We start from the raw sequence: 16900 nt of genomic DNA, 5'->3' as shown, positions 1-16900 counted from the left end.
CCTGCGGCGCGGCGCCGCTCGACCGCCGTCCGACGTACGCCGTTCACCGTGCGTTGGCTCACGCATCGTCGGGCACCCGGAACATCCGCACCATGACGCAGATGACTCGTGTCAGGGCCTCCTCGTACGCCCTGGCCGCCGCGCTCCTCGTGGGCCTCTCCGCACCCGTCGCCGCCGCGCACCCCGCCTCTCACGGGCAGGCGTCGCACCACCGCATCCCGTTCACGGCGGCGACCGTGACGGCGTCCGAGGACGGCTCCTCCTACACGGTCGAGTGGAAGGCGCCCGGTGTCCGGCACGTGGCGGTCCGCGCGGGCGGCCGCACCGTCGCCTCCGGCGGCTCGTCCGGCAAGGTCACCGTGCGCGGCCTGCCCGCCGCCGACCGCCAGTGGTTCGACCTGGTCCCCGACCGGGGCCAGGGCCTGCGCCTCGCCGACCGCGAGATACGCCTCGACGGCGCGGTCAACTTCCGGGACGCGGGCGGCTACCGCACCACCGACGGGCACTGGGTGCGGATGGGCGAGATCTACCGCACCGCGTCCCTGGACAAGCTCACGGACAGGGACCTGGCGAAGCTGAAGCGCCTCGGCATCTCCGTGGACTACGACCTGCGTACGCAGCAGGAGCGCACCTCCGCGCCCGACCGCGTCCCCACCGGCTCCCGCTATGTCGTCGCGGACGTGCTCGGCGACCTCGGGAGCCTGTCCGGCCTGCCCGCGTCGCCGGAGGCCGCCGCCCAGCTGATGGTGGACGCGGAGAAGACCATGGTCTCCGCCCCGACCGCACAGCAGGCCTACACCACGGTCTTCCACGGCATCACGGACGCCGACGGCGCGAGCGCGCTGTTCCACTGCACGGCCGGCAAGGACCGCACGGGCTGGGCGAACGCCACGCTCCTGACCGCGCTCGGCGTCCCGCGCGACACGGTGACGGACGACTACCTGGCCAGCAACACGTACCGCGCGAAAGAGAACGCGGCGACGCTCGCCGCGATGCCGCCCGCGCAGGCCGCCGTGTACAAGCCGATGCTGGACGTGCGCCCCGAGTACCTGAACTCGGGCTTCCAGGAAGTGACGAGCCGCTACGGCACGTTCGACCGCTACCTGGACAAGGCCCTCGGCCTCAGCCACCGCGACGTACGCGACCTGCGCGAGGACCTGCTGGTCGGCTGACGGACTCCCTTCGGTGTTCAGGCCCTCGTTCGGGACGCACATCCCGAACGGGGGCCTCCGCATGCGCTGTTACAGGCTTGGGACGTACGTGCGCCGGGGCGCGTACAACGTTTTTCTTCGGTGGCCCGTCTTTCTTCTCGTAACCACGAACACCCCCACAGGACACCAAGAAGGAGAGGAACAGTGCGCCGCACTCTCGTCACAGCCCTCGCCGTCACCGCGCTCGCCGTGCCGCTCGGCCTCGTATCCGCCGCCGGTACCGCCGCCGCTGCCACACCCGTTCCACCCCGCGTCCCCGCCACCGACTTCAACCACGACGGGTACCAGGACCTCGTGCTCGGAGCGCCGGGCGCGACCGTGTCCGGGAAGGAGAACGCCGGGGCCGTCTCCGTGGTCTACGGCGGGAAGAACGGGCCGGACATCGCACACGCCAAGGTCCTCACCCGCTCCACCACCGGGATACCCGGGGCCGCCGAGGAGGGCGGCTACTTCGGGGAGCGCGTCACCAGCGGGGACCTCGACGGGGACTCGTACACCGACCTCGTCGTCGCCGGGCTCGGGGGCGCGCCGAGCGTCGTGCTGTGGGGTTCGGCGGCCGGGCTGAGCGGGCAGGGCAGTGTCGCCCTGCCCACGTCGACCGGGATGTTCGCCGTCGGCGACTTCAACGGCGACGGGCACCGCGACCTCGTCACCGACGACTACCCGCGCAGCGACGACCCGGACGACGACGCCGCCGGGATGACCATCTCCTACGGCCCCTTCGACCGCGCGAGCGGCAAGCCGGCGAGCCAGGACTCCATCGCCACCAGCCAGACCTTCGGGCCCGCCGACATCGTCGTCGGTGACATGACCGGGGACGGCGCCGACGACATCGTGACGAGCCACGGCTTCGAGGAGTCGGCGTACGCCAGCAAGTTCTGGAAGGGCGGCAAGTCCGGTGTCAGCCACACCGCGAAGTCGCTGACGTCGTCGTTCCGCGGTGCCGTCGGTGACGTCGACGGTGACGGATACGGCGACCTCGTCGTCCACGACATCGGCGACAACTACGAGGACATCCCGTACGAGAAGGGCACCGTCCTCGTCATGTACGGGACCGCGGACGGGCCGTCCACGACCCGCACGAAGACCATCACGCAGGACACGGCCGGCGTGCCCGGGGTCGGCGAGAGCGGCGACATGTTCGGCACCGACATCTCCGCCGGTGACGTGAACGGCGACGGCTACGCGGACATCGCCGTCGGCGTGCCCGGCGAGGCCATCGGCAACATCAAGGGCGCCGGCAGCGTCGTCCTGCTCAAGGGCGGCCGCGGTGGCCTGTCCGGCACGGGCTCGCAGGCCTTCAACCAGTCCACGACCGCGGTGCCCGGCGCCTCGGAGACGGGCGACGGCTTCGGCCAGAAGGTCCTCCTGTCCGACCTGAACGGCGACCGCAAGGCCGACCTGACGGCCACCGCTCCCCTGGAGGACGGCACGTACACCGACTCCGGCGCCGCCTGGGTGCTGCGCGGGGCCACCGGCGGGCTCACCACGAGCGGCATCACGTCGTTCGGCGCGGCCACCGTCCATGTCCCCGAGAAGAACGCCCAGTTGGGGCAGGACCTCATCGGGCACTGAGAGACGGGGGTGGGTGAGCCCATGGGTTCACCCACCCCCCTCGCGCGTGATCCTCCTCAGTCCCCCAGTACCGGCAGCAGTTCCGGCAGGTGGCCGTCCGAGGCCGTCGCCGCGTGCTGCCGCTCCAGCGGGACCTCCCCGTACAGCGTCGTGCGCGGCTTCGCCGGGCGGCCCGCTTCCTCCGCGATCGTGATGAGGTCCTTGATGGAGCGGTACGAGCCGTAACTGGAGCCCGCCATACGGGAGATGGTCTCCTCCATCAGCGTGCCGCCCAGGTCGTTCGCCCCCGAGCGCAGCATCTCCGCGGCGCCCTCCGTACCCAGCTTCACCCAGCTCGTCTGGATGTTCGGGATGTGGGGGTGCAGGAGGACGCGCGCCATGGCGGTGACGGCCCTGTTGTCGCGGGTCGTCGGACCCGGACGCGCGATGCCCGCCAGATAGACCGGCGCGTTGGTGTGGATGAACGGGAGCGTCACGAACTCCGTGAAGCCGCCCGTCTCTTTCTGGATGCCGGCCAGCGTGCGGAAGTGGCCGAGCCAGTGGCGGGGCTGGTCCACATGCCCGTACATCATCGTCGACGACGAGCGGATGCCCAGCTCGTGGGCCGTCTTGATGACCTCGATCCACGTCGCCGTGGGCAGCTTGCCCTTGGTGAGGACCCAGCGGACCTCGTCGTCGAGGATCTCGGCCGCCGTGCCGGGGATCGAGTCGAGGCCGGCCTCCTTCGCCGCGGTGAGCCAGTCCCGGATCGACATGCCCGTGCGCGTCGCGCCGTTCACCACCTCCATCGGGGAGAACGCGTGCACGTGCATGCCGGGGACGCGCTCCTTCACCGCCTTCGCGATGTCGAAGTAGGCCGTGCCCGGCAGGTCGGGGTGGATGCCGCCCTGCATGCACACCTCGACCGCACCCACGTCCCACGCCTGCTCCGCCCGGTCCGCGACCTGGGAGAGCGAGAGCGTGTACGCGTCCGCGTCCGTGCGGCGCTGCGCGAAGGCGCAGAAACGGCAGCCGGTGTAGCAGACGTTCGTGAAGTTGATGTTCCTCGTGACGATGTACGTGACGTCGTCGCCGTTCACCGTCTTGCGGATGTCGTCCGCGACGCGGCAGAGGGCGTCGAGCGCCGGGCCGTCCGCGTGCAGCAGGGCCAGCGCCTCGTCGTCGGTGAGCTTCGTCGGGTCGTCGGCCGCCGTCGCGAGCGCGGCGCGCACGTCGCCGTCGATGCGCTGCGGGACCATGCCGGGCGCGGCCTGCTCGCGCAGCGCCTCCCAGTCGCCGTACACGTCGTCGAAGTCGTCGCGCCGGTCGGACGTGCGGCCCGTCGTGTCGATGGTGCGGTGCAGGTCCGTGCGGCCGGTGGCGGTGAACCCCTCGTCGGGTTCCTGCCAGGGCAGGCCCGCAGGGCGCGCGTCCTCGTCGGCGAGGCCGGTGTCGGCGGAGGCGAGGGCCCGTACGTGCGGCAGGAGACGCGGGTCGAGCCACGGCTCGCCGCGCTCGATGAACTCCGGGTAGATCGTCAGGCGTTCACGGAGCTCGAAGCCCGCCTCGCCCGTCTTCGCGGCGAGTTCGTCGATGTGCGGCCAGGGACGCTCGGGGTTCACATGGTCCGGGGTCAGCGGCGACACCCCGCCCCAGTCGTCGATGCCGGCGCCGATCAGGAGCGCGTACTCCTCGTCGACCAGGTTCGGCGGGGCCTGGATGCGGGCGGAGGGGCCGAGGATGTGGCGGGCGACCGCGATGCACGCGGCGAGCTCCTCCAGCTCGGCGTCCGGCATGCCGCGCATCGCCGTGTCCGGCTTGGCCCGGAAGTTCTGGACGATGACTTCCTGGATGCCGTGGTAGCTGCGCTGGATGCGGCGCAGCTGGAAGAGGGAGTCGGCGCGCTCCTCGTAGGACTCGCCGATGCCGATGAGGACGCCGGTGGTGAACGGGACGTTCGACCGGCCCGCGTCCTCCAGGACCCGCAGCCGGACGGCGGGTTCCTTGTCGGGCGAGCCGTGGTGCGGGCCGCCGGGCTCGGACCACAGGCGCGTCGCCGTCGTCTCCAGCATCATGCCCATGGACGGCGCGACCGGCTTGAGGCGCTGCAGGTCGGTCCATGTCATGACGCCGGGGTTGAGGTGCGGGAGCAGTCCCGTCTCCTCCAGGACGCGGATCGCCATGGCGCGCACATAGGCGAGCGTGTCGTCGTACCCGTGCGCGTCCAGCCACTCGCGGGCCTCGGGCCAGCGGTCCTCGGGCCGGTCGCCGAGCGTGAACAGCGCCTCCTTGCAACCCATCTCGGCGCCGCGGCGGGCGATGTCGAGGACCTCGTCCGGCGACAGGTACATCCCGTGGCCGTCCCTGCGCAGCTTGCCGGGAACGGTCACGAACGTGCAGTAGTGGCACTTGTCCCGGCACAGCCGGGTCAGCGGGATGAAGACCTTCTTCGAGTACGTGATGACGCCCGGGCGGCCCGCGGCCTTCAGGCCCGCGTCGCGCACGCGTGCGGCGGACGCCGTCAGGTCCCGCAGGTCGTCGCCGCGGGCCTGGAGCAGGACCGCCGCCTCGGCCGTGTCGAGGGCAACGCCGTCGCGGGACCGCTTCAACGCGCGGCGCATCGCGTTGGCGGTGGGTCGTACAGGCTCCGGATCAGTCATGCTCCCGAGGATACGAGCGCCCACCGACGGCGTCTGCGCCGCGCTGACGTGCGCGGGATCACGCGACGTACACGTTTCACCTGTGCCCCGCGCCGTCCCTCACAGGTACTGCTCGTACTCGTCGAGGATCTTGAGGACCGATGTCTCGTCCGCCGGTGGCAGTTGGAGGACGACCTCGTCGATGCCGAGCTCCGCGTAGTGCGCGAGCTTGCCCGGACTCGGCAGGACCGCGTACGGGACGACGTGCAGGTCCGCCGGGTCGCGGCCCGCCTCCTCCCAGCCGGCCCGCAGCACGGGCATCGACTCGGTCAGGCCGCGCCCGCCGATGGGCAGCCAGCCGTCGGCGTACTCGGTGATGTGCGCGAACAGTTTCGGGCCCGCCGCTCCCCCGATCAGCGTGCGGGGTGCGCCGCCCACCGGCTTCGGATAGGCGTGGCTGGCCCGTACCGACACCCCGAACTCACCGTCGTACGCGGTCGGTTCCTGCGCCCACAGGGCCCGCATGAGGCCCATGCGCTCCCGGCCGAGCTCGCGCCGCGTGCGCCACTCGACGCCGTGGTCGGCGGCCTCCTCGACGTTCCAGCCGAAGCCGAGGCCGAGCGTGAAACGACCGCCGGAGAGGTGGTCGAGGGTGGCGATCTGCTTGGCCAGGCCGATGGGGTCGTGCTGGGCGATCAGCGTGACGCCGGTGCCCAGCCCGAGCCGCTCGGTGACGGCGGCAACCTGCCCCAGCGCGACGAACGGGTCGAGGGTGCGGCCGTACTCGGCGGGCAGGTCACCCCCGGCCGGATACTGCGTCGCCCGCTCCACCGGAATGTGTGTGTGCTCGGGCAGATACAGCCCGGCGAACCCGCGTTGCTCCAGCTCACGCGCGAGCCGCACAGGCGTGATGGTCTCGTCGGTCAGGAAAATCGTGGTCGAGATCCGCATGGGGCATTACTACCGGCCCGCCCCTCAGGAGTCCATGGACTCCCCGGGCGGACAGACGTAAGACTCCGATCCCCTTCCCTTACACGAGAGTTCACGGCTCAATACCAGAGTTGCATGCACCACCCACGTCACAGACGGAACGTCACAGGACCCTGGGAGCCGCAGCATGTGCGAGGACCACCAGACCACGACCGGCATGGGCAGACGCGCGCTGTTCGTGACGGGAGCGGCCACCGCGCTTACGTTGAGCAGTGTGAGCTTCGCGAGCGCGGCCGACGGCCGCACACCGGCGGACGGAACGAAGGCTAAGCAGATCGTGAAGGGGACGCTGCCGCCCGGCGCGCCCGACTTCGTGTACGTGCCGGTCGAGGTGCCGCGCGGAGTCCGCGAGATCCACGTCGCGTACACCTACACGAAGGCGACCGTCCCGGCCGGCACGCAGAACAACGCCCTGGACATCGGGGTGTTCGACGAGCGGGGCACCGAGCTCGGCGGGAAGGGCTTCCGCGGCTGGTCGGGCGGCGCGCGCACCGAGTTCTTCGTACGGGCGGACGACGCGACGCCGGGCTACATCCCGGGGCCGGTCCGCGCGGGCACCTGGCACATCGCGCTCGGCCCGTACACGGTGGCCCCCGAGGGCCTCCCGTACGAGCTGACCGTCACCCTCACGTACGGCGAGCAGGGCCCGACCCCGCGCCCGGTGTACCCGCCCGCGCGCGCCAAGGGCCGGGGCCGTGCCTGGTACCGCGGGGACTGCCACATCCACTCGTGGTTCTCGGACGGCAGGCGCACGCCCGCCGAGATCGCGGCGCTCGCGCGCGCGGCGGGCCTGGACTTCATCAACTCGTCCGACCACAACACGCACTCGTCGCACGCCCACTGGGCCGACCAGGCCGGCGACGACCTGCTCATCATGCTGGGCGAGGAGATCACGACCCGTAACGGGCACGTGGTGGCGCTCGGCACGGACCCGGGCACGTTCGTCGACTGGCGCTACCGTGCCCGCGACAACCGCTTCGGCACGTACGCGCGCGAGGTCCGCCGGGCCGGCGGCCTGGTCGTGCCGGCGCATCCGCACGCCACCTGCATCGGCTGCAACTGGAAGTTCGGCTTCGGCGAGGCGGACGCCGTCGAGGTGTGGAACGGCCCGTACACGCCGGACGACGAGATCTCCCTGGCCGACTGGGACAACACGCTGGTGGCGTCCGTACGGGGTTCGCGTCAGTGGATCCCCGCGATGGGCAACAGCGACGCCCACCGCGACCCGGACCGCATCGGCGGCCCGCAGACGGTGGTCCTCGCCGACGACCTGACCCGGGAAGCCGTCCAGGCGGGCATCAAGGCGGGCCGCTCGTACGTCGCCGAGTCGAAGTCCGTGGAGCTGACGTTCACGGCGTCCGGCTCGCGCGGCGAGCACGCCGGGATCGGCGAGCGCCTCCACGTGGACCCCGACGCGCCGGTCACCGTCCGCCTGGAGGTGAAGGGCGCCCCGGGCTGCACGCTCCACGTGGTCACCGACCAGGGCACGCTGTTCACCGCGCCGGCGCTCCCCGAGTCCGGGTCGGGCACGGCCGAGTGGCGCACGACGGCCTCGTACGCGGCCTATGTACGGGCCGAGGTCCGGCACGCGCCGACGGTCCCGGGGCTGCCGGGGGCGCTCACGGCGTTCACGAACCCGGTGTTCCTGGGGGCGTAGGAGCCCGGCCCCCGGGGTGCCGAGCCGCACCGTTCAGAGGGCGCAGAAGGGGGGGTGGCATGGACAGCACAGCTGGCTAGGCTGCCCCTCCTGAATGTTTGCCACAGCGCCGGGGTGCGGCAGTGCCGGGCGCGCCAAGACAGGGGGCGGAAGACGCATGGCCGATCGCCAGACGGTCCAGTTGCTCGACCACATGCGCAGGGGCATGCCGTTCGAGTTCACGACCAAGATGTCGATGATGAAGCGGCTCGCGACGCTGGTGTCCACCGCCGAACTCTTCGGCTACCAGTACGCCGGGGCCCGGCAGGAGGTCTTCTCCATCAAGCTGTTCTTCACCCCCGACCCCGGGCCGCAGGCGCAGGCACGCGCCGCGCAGTACTGGCCGTACGCGCCACAGGTGCCCGGGATCCCGCCGCAGACGCTGGAAGTCAACAAGAAGCGCGTCCTGTTCGACCTGAGCAGCAAGGCCGCGCTGCTGAAGCGGCTGCCGGTCATCGGGGTGGTCCTCCTCCTGGCGTTCCTGCGCTCGCTCATCTCCCTGGGCGGTTCTCCGGGCCTCGCCGTCGGCTATGCGTGCGGCATCGCCGTCCTGGCCGGCGTCGGCATCTGGATCAACTTCCTGCGCCACAAGAAGGCAGGCGCGTACCTCCAGGCGGCGGGCTTCGTACGCCACGAGCCCTCCCCCGGCCAGGTCTTCCACCTCCCGCCGGGCTCCCAGCCGCAGTACGACGGACAGCCGCAGCAGCAGTACGGCGTGCAGGCGCCCGGATACGGCGGCCAGGCCCAGCCCCCGTACGGCGCGGCGCAGCACCAGCAGTACGGGCAGCAGCAACCGCCGCAGCACTATGGCCAGCAGCAACCGCCGCAGCACTACGGCCAGCAGCCGCCCTCGCAGTACGGACAGCAGCCGCCCTACGGCGGCCGGCCGCCGCAGTAGGAGGAGGAGTGGCAGGGGCCGGTCACCCCTGCCACACGATCGACTGGAGCTCGCTGTAGGCGTGCAGCGCGTACGAGCCCACGTCCCTGCCCACCCCGCTCTGCTTGAAGCCGCCGAACGGCGCCTCCATGTTCCGGCCGACCGTGTTCACGCCGACCCCGCCGGCCCGCAGCCGCCGCGCCACCCGGAACGCCCGCGCCACGTCGCCCGACCACACGTAGTCGATGAGCCCGTAATCGCTGTCGTTGGCGAGGGCCACCCCCTCCTCCTCGTCGTCGAAGGGCACGACCACCACGACCGGGCCGAAGATCTCCTCCCGTACGACCCGCATGTCGTTCGTGCAGTCCGCGAGGAGCGTCGGGGCGACGTAGAAACCCCTGTCGAGAGCCGGGCGCTCGCCGCCCGCGACGATCCGCGCCCCCTCCTTGCGGCCCAGCTCGACGTACGACTCGACGCGGTCGCGGTGCGCCGCCGAGATCACCGGCCCGACGACCGTCCCCCGTGCCCTCGGATCGCCCACCTTCATGTGGCCGACGTACTCGGCCAGCTTCGAGACGAGCGCGTCGTACACCCCGCGCTGCGCGATCACCCGCGTCGGCGCCGTGCAGATCTGCCCGCTGTAGAAGGCGTACGTGGTGCCGATCCCCGAGACCGCGGAGGCGAGGCCCGCCTCGTCCAGGTCGTCGAAGACGAGAGCCGCGCCCTTTCCGCCCAGCTCCATCAGCTGCCGCTTCATGCCGCGCCCGCACACCTCGCCGATGCGCCGCCCGACCGCGGTGGAGCCGGTGAAGCTGACCATGTCGACGTCCGGCGAGTCGACGGCCGCCTCGCCCACGTCCACGGCCGTCCCGCTGACCACGTTCACCACACCGGGCGGCGCCCCCGCCTCCTCCAGAGCGGCCGCCATCCGGTACACCGACAGGGGGTCCTGCGGGGCCGGCTTCACGACGACCGTGTTCCCCATGGCGAGCGCCGGGGCGACCTTGCCCGCCGGGTTCGCCCACGGGTTGTTGTACGACGTGATGCAGGTGACGACGCCGACGGGCTGCCGTACGGCGAGCGCCCCGAGCACGCCCGCCTTCCCCATGGGTCCCGCCTCGTTGATCTGCGGCGGCAGCCCCTGCTCGACCGGTTCGAGCGCGCCCTTCGCATAACGGCGGAACCGCGCCACCCCCACCGCGACCTGCATCCCGCGCGCGGTCCCGCTCGTCGCGCCGCTCTCCGCCTGCGCGAGCTCCGCGTTAGCCGCGAAGTCGCGCTGCATCACGTCGGCGGCCCGGTCCAGGATCGCGGCGCGCTCCTCCGGCTTCGTACGGGACCACGAGGCGAAGGCCTCGCGGGCCGCCGACGCCGCGTCGTGGACCTGAGCGCGGGACGCCTCGGGGGCGAGCCCGACGACCTCCTCCGACGCGGGGTCGACGACCTCATAGTGCCCGCCGTCCGGCTCGGTCCACTCGCCGCCGATGAACAGCCTCTGCGCGTCAGTCATTCGGTGCCGTCCGAGGTCTCGCTCGCCACGCCCCGGACCGCCTTCTTGTCCGGCCGGGGGTCCGGGGGTTGCCCCCCGGGAAGATGCAGCGTGCTCACCGTCCTGGTGTCACGTCCGGACCGCAGCACGGTGCCGGGCACTGCCCCCGTCACGACGTCCTCGCGGATGACCTCGACGCCGTTGACCCACACGGCGTTGATGCCGATGGCCTTCGAGTCGAGGCGCGGGCTGTCGCCGGGCAGGTCGTGGACGAGGGTGGCCTTGCCCGCGTCGATCCGCTCCGGGTCGAACAGGACGAGGTCCGCGTGCCAGCCCTCCTCGATCCGGCCGCGTTCACGCAGCCCGAAGAGCCGCGCCGGATCGTCGGTGAGCATCTTCACCGCCTCCTCGATCCCGGCCAGCTTCCGCCCGCGCAGACAGTCCCCGAGGAAGCGCGTCGTGTACGGAGCCCCGCACATCCGGTCCAGGTGCGCCCCCGCGTCGGACCCGCCCAGGAGCACGTCCTCGTGGCTCCAGGTCTCGGCGCGCAGGGTCCACGAGTCCGGGTCGTTGTCGCTGGGCATGGGCCAAAGGACCGTCCGCAGGCGGTCGTTGGCGCAGATCTCGACGATGCACTCGAAGGGTTCCTGGCCGCGCTCGGCCGCGATGTCGTTCACCACGCGCCCGGTCAGGCCCTCGTTCGCCTCCGAGTACGTGTCCCCGATGACGTACCGCCCGAAGTGGGCGAGCCGCCGGAAGACGCCGGCCTCCTTGCTGTCCGCGCGCCGCAGCATCTGTGCCCGCACGTCCGGGTCACGCAGCTTCGCGATCCGCGCGTCGACGGGCAGGGAGAGGACCTCGCCCCAGCCGGGGATGAGGTTCAGGGCGCAGAACGTGCCGAGCGACATGTTCATGGGGGTCAGGATCGGCATGGTCAGCGCGACGATCCGGCCGCCGGCCTTGCGGGCCCGCTCGCTGGGGATCAGCTGGCGCGGGACCCGCTCGGGGACGGCCGCGTCGATGGTGAGGACGTTCCAGTTCAGGGGCCGCCCGGCGGCCGCGCTCATCTCGACGAACAGGTCGATCTCGTCGTCGCTGAACTGGTCGAGGCACCCGGCGACGATCGCCTCGATCTGGGTGCCCTCGTGCTCGGCGACGGCGCGGCTGAGCGCGAGCAGTTCTTCGGGCCGCGCGTGCCGCGAGGCGACCGGCTGCCCGTCGCCGTCCGAGTGCGTCGAGGACTGGGTGGTCGAGAAGCCCCACGCGCCCGCGTCCATCGCCTCGTGGAACAGGGCGACCATCTGCTCCAGCTGCTCGGGCGTCGGCTGCCCGCCGACCGCGTCCGCGCCCATCACGTAGCGGCGCAGCGCGCAGTGCCCCACCATGAAGCCGGCGTTGACGGCGATCCGTCCGTCGAGGGCGTCGAGGTACTCACCGAACGAGTTCCACGTCCAGGGTGCGCCCTCCTCCAGCGCGACCAGCGACATGCCCTCGACCTTGGACATCATCCGGCGCGTGTAGTCGGCGTCCTCGGGCCGCTCCGGATGCAGCGGCGCGAGGGTGAAGCCGCAGTTGCCGCCCGCGACGGTCGTCACGCCGTGGTTCAGGGACGGCGTCGCGTACGGGTCCCAGAACAACTGGGCGTCGTAGTGGGTGTGCGGGTCGACGAAGCCGGGGGCGAGGATCCGGCCGCGCGCGTCCTCGCTGCCCGCCGCGGGCTCGGTCACGGCCCCCGGCTCGGCGATGACGGCGATACGCCCGTCGCGTATCCCCACGTCGGCGACGTAGGCGGGGGCTCCCGTCCCGTCGACTACGGTCGCTCCTTTGATCAGGTGGTCGAGCACGAGGTCGTCCCCCTCCTGAAGGGTGAGTGGCGGCGGTCCTGAAGATTGAGTGGCGGCGGTCCTGAAGGGTGAGTGGCGGCGGGTTCGCGACCGGGCCGCCCATCCCGCCGTCCGAGGTTTCGGGCCGCCCAGCCGGCCCGTCCGGCGCTTGAGGACGAGCCCGAAGGGCGACAGGAGGTCCGGGGCGCAGCCCCGTGTCGGTCACCCATGACCCGCAACCCCCAGGGGCCCCGACCCCCGTCCGGGAAAGGAGGGGCCGGGGCGGTCCATGGGCCGGACCGGATCAGACGGCGTCGCGGAAGCGCGTCGTCCGGTGCACCGGATCCGTGTCGATCTTCGGGATGACGTGCTCGCCGATGAGCTTGATCGACTGGAGCGTGTCCTCCTTGGAGATGCCGATCGGCATGCCGAACGACAGCTGGTCGGCGCCCGCCTGCTCCCACCGCTTGCACTGCGTGAGCACCTCGTCCGGGTCGCCGCAGATCAGCAGCTCCTCGGCGATGAGGAGTTCGATGATCTCCTCGTTGAACTCGGGCAGCGTCTCGGGCCACACGGGGAAGCCCTCGGGGCGCGGGAACGTGTCGTGGTAGCGGAAGACGAGCGACTGGAGGTAGTGCAGCCCGCCGGTCGCGGCGATCCGTACGGCCTCCGCGTGGGTCGGCGCGCAGATCGCGGTCGAGGTCACCATGACGTTGTCGTTGACGAACGCCCCGACGGGCTCCGCCTTGCCGATGTTCGACTTGTACTGGTCGAGCACCCACTCCATGTCGGAGACCTTCTGGACGCTGAAGCCCAGGACGCCGAGGCCCTTCCTGGCGGCCATCGCGTACGAGGGCGGGGAGCCTGCCGCGTACCACATGGCGGGGTGCGCCTTCCCGTACGGCTTGGGGAAGATCTTGCGCGGCGGCAGCTGCCAGTGCTTGCCCTTGAACCCGACGTACTCCTCCTGGAGCCACATCTTCGGGAACTCGGCGATGGTCTCTTCCCAGATCTCCTTCGTGTAGTTCATGTCGGTGACGCCGGGGATGAAGCCGAGGATCTCGTGGCTGCCCGCGCCGCGCCCGCTGCCGAACTCGTGACGCCCCTCGCTGAGATGGTCGAGCATGGCGACCTTCTCGGCGACCTTCACCGGATGGTTGACCTGGGCGAGCGGGTTGAAGATGCCGGAGCCGAGGTGGATGCGTTCGGTGGCGTGGGCGAGGTAGCCGAGGAAGACGTCGTTGGCGGAGAGGTGCGAGTACTCCTCCAGGAAGTGGTGCTCGGACGCCCAGGCGTACTTGAAGCCCGACTTGTCCGCCTGGATGACGTACTCGGTCTCCTCCATCAGCGCCTTGTGCTCGGCGAGCGGGTCGGTCTCGGCCCGCTTGCCCACATATCCCTGTACAAAGAGCCCGAATTCCAAGGAGGTTCACCGTCCCCTGTCTGTGACCGGCGGCTGCGTCAGAAGCTCCTGCGCTCTTTCTGACGTACCGTCAGATTCGATGTGCCGACTGTTTCACCGTGCCCGTACAGCGTCAATACCTGATGCAGCGTCAGATCTCGCGGGATCACAGCACGCTGACGCCCGCCAGCCACCCGCCGTCGATGACGAACGGCTGGCCCGTGATGTACGCGGAGTCCTCCTGCGAGGTCAAAAACAGCGCGAGCCGCGCCACCTCCTCGGGCTGCCCGACCCGCCCCAGCGGCACGAGCTTGCGGTACAGCTCGTCGAGCGCCTGCGAGGCCTCCTCGGTGTCCGCGCCCGGGTCCAGCTGCGAGGGATTGCTCATGGCGGTGTCGATGGCGCCGGGGCAGACGGCGTTCACACGGATCTTCTTCGCGGCCAGCTCGAGGGCCGCCACCTTCGTCAGCCCCACGATCGCGTGCTTGGTGGCGGTGTACGCGCCGACGTACGCCATACCCGTCACCCCCGTGTAGGAGGCCGTGTTCACGATCGTGCCCCCGCCGGCCGACTCGATCTCGGGCGCGACGGTCTTGATCCCGAGGAAGGCACCCACCTGGTTGACCTGGATGATCTGCTGGAACTCGTCCAGGGGCGTGCTGACCAGCTCGTTGAACCGCAGGATCCCGGCGTTGTTCACGAGCCCGTCGATCTTCCCGTACGCCCTCTTCGCGGCGGCGACGGCGGCCGCCCAGTCGTCCTCGCGGCTCACGTCCAGATGGACGTAGAGCCCGCCTATCTCCTTGGCGAGCGCCTCGCCCTGATCGTCGAGGACGTCCCCGAGCACCACCTTGGCGCCCTCCGCGGCGAACAGCCGCGCCTCCTGCTCGCCCTGCCCGCGCGCCGCGCCCGTGATGACGACGACGCGCCCGTCCAGCTTGCCCATGCCGGTACTCCTAGTCATTGAGGTGCCTAGTCGTTCAGGTGCGGAGCGACGTCGGCGGCGAACGCCGCCATCTGGTCGGTGAGTTCACCGAGACTCCGGGAGCGGAACCGGACCTGGATCTGGTCCACCCCCATCGCGCCGTACGCGCGCAGCGACTCGGCGAGGGCCTGCGGGGCGCCGGACAGGGCGCGCCGCCCGACGTGCCACGCGGGTACGCCCACGTACAGAGGCTCGGCGATCGCGCCCACGGTGACGGGAGCCTCGATACCCGCCTCCTCCCGAAGCCGCTTCAACTTCGCTATCTGTCCCGGCAGTTGCTCGCGGCTGTCCCCCTGCGGCAGCCATCCGTCCCCCTTCAGGGCGGCGCGGCGCACCGCCGGGGCCGAAGAACCGCCCACCCATACGGGGACCCTGCTCTGCGCGGGACGCGGCCGCTGCCCGAGCCCTTCGAAGGCGTACCGCTCCCCCTTGAACGACGGATACTCCTCCGGCCCGAGCGCCGCCTTCAGCGCGTCCATGGCCTCGTCGAGCACGGCCCCGCGCCGCGCGAAGTCGACCCCGAGCGCCTCGAACTCCTCCTGTACGTGCCCTGCCCCGACGCCGAGGATCAGCCGGCCCCCACAGAGATGGTCGAGGGTGGCGTACTGCTTGGCGGTGGCCAGCGGATGGCGCAGGCCGATGATCGCGACGTGGCTCATGAGGCGCACGTTCTCGGTGATGCCCGCGAGGTAGGCGAGCGTGGCCACCGGGTCGTACCAGGTGGTGCTCATGGCGTCGGCGAGGCGGCGCGGGATGGCGACATGGTCGCAGCAGGCGATGTAGTCGAAGCCGGAGCGGTCGGCGGTGCGGGCGATCTCGGCGAGGTCGGCGGCGCCGGCCCCGGCCTCCCAGCTCTCGGCGTACATCGTGGACTGGGACTGGACCGGGAGCTGGATGCCGTAGGTCAGACGCCCGGGCGCCCGGCCGCTCACAGCCGGCCCGCCGCTCACCGCCGCCCCGCCCAGAGTCCGTCGTCGGTCAGCCCCAGCAGGTCGATGGCGTTGCCGCGCACGATGCGCTCGACGACGTCGGCGTCCAGGTGCCCCATCTGCGCCTCGCCGACCTCCTTGGACTTCGGCCAGGTGGAGTCGGAGTGCGGGTAGTCGGTCTCGTAGAGCACGTTCGCGACGCCGATCGCGTCGAGGTTCTTGAGCCCGAACGCGTCGTCGAAGAAGCAGCCGTAGACGTGGTCGGTGAAGTACTCGGAGGGCCTCTTGCGCACCTTGTCGGCGACGCCGCCCCAGCCGCGGTTCTCCTCCCAGACGACGTCCGCGCGCTCCAGGATGTACGGGATCCAGCCGATCTGGCCCTCGGCATACATGATCTTCAGGTTCGGGAAGCGCTCGAACTTGCCGCTCATCAGCCAGTCGACCATCGAGAAACAGCAGTTGGCGAAGGTGATGGTCGAGCCGACGGCGGGCGGCGCGTCGGGCGAGGTCGACGGCATCTTGCTGGACGACCCGATGTGCATCGCGATGACGGTGCCGGTCTCGTCGCAGGCCCGCAGGAAGGGGTCCCACTCGTCCGTGTGGACGGACGGCAGGCCCAGGTGCGGCGGTATCTCGGAGAAGGCGACGGCACGCACGCCCCGGGCGGCGTTGCGTCGCACCTCTGCCGCGGCGAGCTCGGCGTCCCACAGCGGGACGAGGGTGAGCGGTATGAGCCGCCCCTGGGCCTGCGGCCCGCACCACTCCTGCACCATCCAGTCGTTGTACGCGCGCACACCGAGCAGCCCGAGTTCACGGTTCTTGGCCTCGGTGAACGTCTGCCCGCAAAAGCGCGGGAAGGTGGGGAAGCAGAGCGCGGACTGGACGTGGTTGACATCCATGTCGGCGAGCCGGGCCGGCACGTCGTACGAGCCCGGACGCATCTGCTCGTACGTGATGACCTCGAGCTTGATCTCGTCACGGTCGTAGCCGACGGCGGTGTCGAGGCGGGTGAGGGGGCGGTGCAGGTCCTCGTAGACCCACCAGTCACCTATCGGCCCCTCGTCCCCGGGTGCGCCCATGACGGGCGCGAACTTGCCGCCCAGGAACGTCATTTCCTTCAGGGGCGCGCGCACGACACGCGGGCCTTCGTCCCGGTATTTGGCCGGGAGGCGGTCCTGCCAGACGCCGGGCGGTTCCACAGTGTGGTCATCCACCGAAATGATCCGGGGGAAGCCCTGCGGGCTCTCCTTGGTCTCCTTGGTCTCCATGTCGACCACGGTAGCGCCGATCTGACGACCCGTCAGC

11 protein-coding genes and 1 pseudogene are annotated in these 16900 nt (G+C 71.1%); 4 read left to right on the top strand and 8 right to left on the bottom strand.

Translation table 11 applies throughout. The annotated features are described in order from the left end of the window. Positions 1-92: 92 nt before the first annotated feature. Positions 93-1172 carry a tyrosine-protein phosphatase gene (locus ACWFR4_RS18525; RefSeq protein ID WP_453653323.1) on the top strand — a complete coding sequence of 360 codons (1080 nt, stop codon included), beginning with the start codon at positions 93-95 and terminating at the stop codon, positions 1170-1172. Positions 1173-1355: 183 nt separating this feature from the next. Beyond that, positions 1356-2786: an FG-GAP-like repeat-containing protein gene (locus ACWFR4_RS18520; RefSeq protein WP_453653321.1), complete on the top strand. Its 1431-nt coding sequence runs from the start codon at positions 1356-1358 to the stop codon at positions 2784-2786. A 56-nt stretch (positions 2787-2842) separates the two neighbouring features. Here the strand turns inward: ACWFR4_RS18520 and ACWFR4_RS18515 are convergent, their stop codons facing one another. Both ACWFR4_RS18515 and ACWFR4_RS18510 read right to left on the bottom strand, forming a co-directional pair. After that, positions 2843-5425 (bottom strand): bifunctional FO biosynthesis protein CofGH, encoded by a 2583-nt coding sequence (locus tag ACWFR4_RS18515; protein WP_453455739.1) that lies wholly within the window; start codon positions 5423-5425, stop codon positions 2843-2845. A gap of 99 nt (positions 5426-5524) precedes the next feature. Beyond that, entirely contained in the window at positions 5525-6355 is an 831-nt protein-coding gene (locus ACWFR4_RS18510; protein WP_453653319.1) for an LLM class F420-dependent oxidoreductase, read from the bottom strand. 166 nt (positions 6356-6521) lie between these two features. On the opposite strand from ACWFR4_RS18510, the gene ACWFR4_RS18505 reads away from it, so the two are divergent. Continuing rightward, positions 6522-8051 carry a CehA/McbA family metallohydrolase gene (locus ACWFR4_RS18505; RefSeq protein WP_453653318.1) on the top strand — a complete coding sequence of 510 codons (1530 nt, stop codon included), beginning with the start codon at positions 6522-6524 and terminating at the stop codon, positions 8049-8051. Positions 8052-8208: 157 nt separating this feature from the next. Continuing rightward, positions 8209-8988: a hypothetical protein gene (locus ACWFR4_RS18500; RefSeq protein ID WP_453653316.1), complete on the top strand. Its 780-nt coding sequence runs from the start codon at positions 8209-8211 to the stop codon at positions 8986-8988. A gap of 22 nt (positions 8989-9010) precedes the next feature. Here ACWFR4_RS18500 and ACWFR4_RS18495 read toward each other — a convergent pair whose 3' ends face one another. The 6 genes and pseudogenes from ACWFR4_RS18495 to ACWFR4_RS18470 all read right to left on the bottom strand — a co-directional run bounded on the left by ACWFR4_RS18495 (position 9011) and on the right by ACWFR4_RS18470 (position 16863). Beyond that, entirely contained in the window at positions 9011-10477 is a 1467-nt protein-coding gene (locus ACWFR4_RS18495; protein ID WP_453653314.1) for an aldehyde dehydrogenase family protein, read from the bottom strand. A gap of 89 nt (positions 10478-10566) precedes the next feature. After that, positions 10567-12300 (bottom strand): annotated as a pseudogene (locus tag ACWFR4_RS18490) (N-acyl-D-amino-acid deacylase family protein); the annotation flags it as partial. Positions 12301-12583: 283 nt separating this feature from the next. Continuing rightward, the gene (locus ACWFR4_RS18485) at positions 12584-13702 is read right to left on the bottom strand and encodes an LLM class flavin-dependent oxidoreductase (protein WP_453455728.1); all 1119 of its coding nucleotides are present in this window, start codon (positions 13700-13702) and stop codon (positions 12584-12586) included. 145 nt (positions 13703-13847) lie between these two features. Then, positions 13848-14627 carry an SDR family NAD(P)-dependent oxidoreductase gene (locus ACWFR4_RS18480; protein WP_453653312.1) on the bottom strand — a complete coding sequence of 260 codons (780 nt, stop codon included), beginning with the start codon at positions 14625-14627 and terminating at the stop codon, positions 13848-13850. A gap of 26 nt (positions 14628-14653) precedes the next feature. Continuing rightward, complete coding sequence (locus ACWFR4_RS18475) at positions 14654-15616, bottom strand: TIGR03619 family F420-dependent LLM class oxidoreductase (protein WP_453653310.1); 963 nt, start codon at positions 15614-15616, stop codon at positions 14654-14656. After that, on the bottom strand, positions 15613-16863 hold the full coding sequence (locus tag ACWFR4_RS18470) for an amidohydrolase family protein (RefSeq protein ID WP_453455724.1): 1251 nt from the start codon (positions 16861-16863) through the stop codon (positions 15613-15615). Before ACWFR4_RS18470 ends, ACWFR4_RS18475 begins: the two co-directional genes overlap by 4 nt. Positions 16864-16900 lie beyond the last annotated feature (37 nt).

This window comes from Streptomyces sp. NPDC055140, from assembly GCF_053607285.1.
The sequence above is the reverse complement of the archived record's forward strand: the minus strand, read 5'-3'. Positions and strand labels throughout refer to the sequence as shown.

Bases quoted from the DNA above. Each gene is read 5' to 3' on its own strand.
- ACWFR4_RS18510 (WP_453653319.1), bottom strand. From the start codon at position 6,355: ATGCGGATCTCGACCACGATTTTCCTGACCGACGAGACCATCACGCCT.
- ACWFR4_RS18505 (WP_453653318.1), top strand. From the start codon at position 6,522: ATGTGCGAGGACCACCAGACCACGACCGGCATGGGCAGACGCGCGCTG.
- ACWFR4_RS18515 (WP_453455739.1), bottom strand. From the start codon at position 5,425: ATGACTGATCCGGAGCCTGTACGACCCACCGCCAACGCGATGCGCCGC.
- ACWFR4_RS18470 (WP_453455724.1), bottom strand. From the start codon at position 16,863: ATGGAGACCAAGGAGACCAAGGAGAGCCCGCAGGGCTTCCCCCGGATC.
- ACWFR4_RS18525 (WP_453653323.1), top strand. From the start codon at position 93: ATGACGCAGATGACTCGTGTCAGGGCCTCCTCGTACGCCCTGGCCGCC.
- ACWFR4_RS18480 (WP_453653312.1), bottom strand. From the start codon at position 14,627: ATGGGCAAGCTGGACGGGCGCGTCGTCGTCATCACGGGCGCGGCGCGC.
- ACWFR4_RS18495 (WP_453653314.1), bottom strand. From the start codon at position 10,477: ATGACTGACGCGCAGAGGCTGTTCATCGGCGGCGAGTGGACCGAGCCG.
- ACWFR4_RS18500 (WP_453653316.1), top strand. From the start codon at position 8,209: ATGGCCGATCGCCAGACGGTCCAGTTGCTCGACCACATGCGCAGGGGC.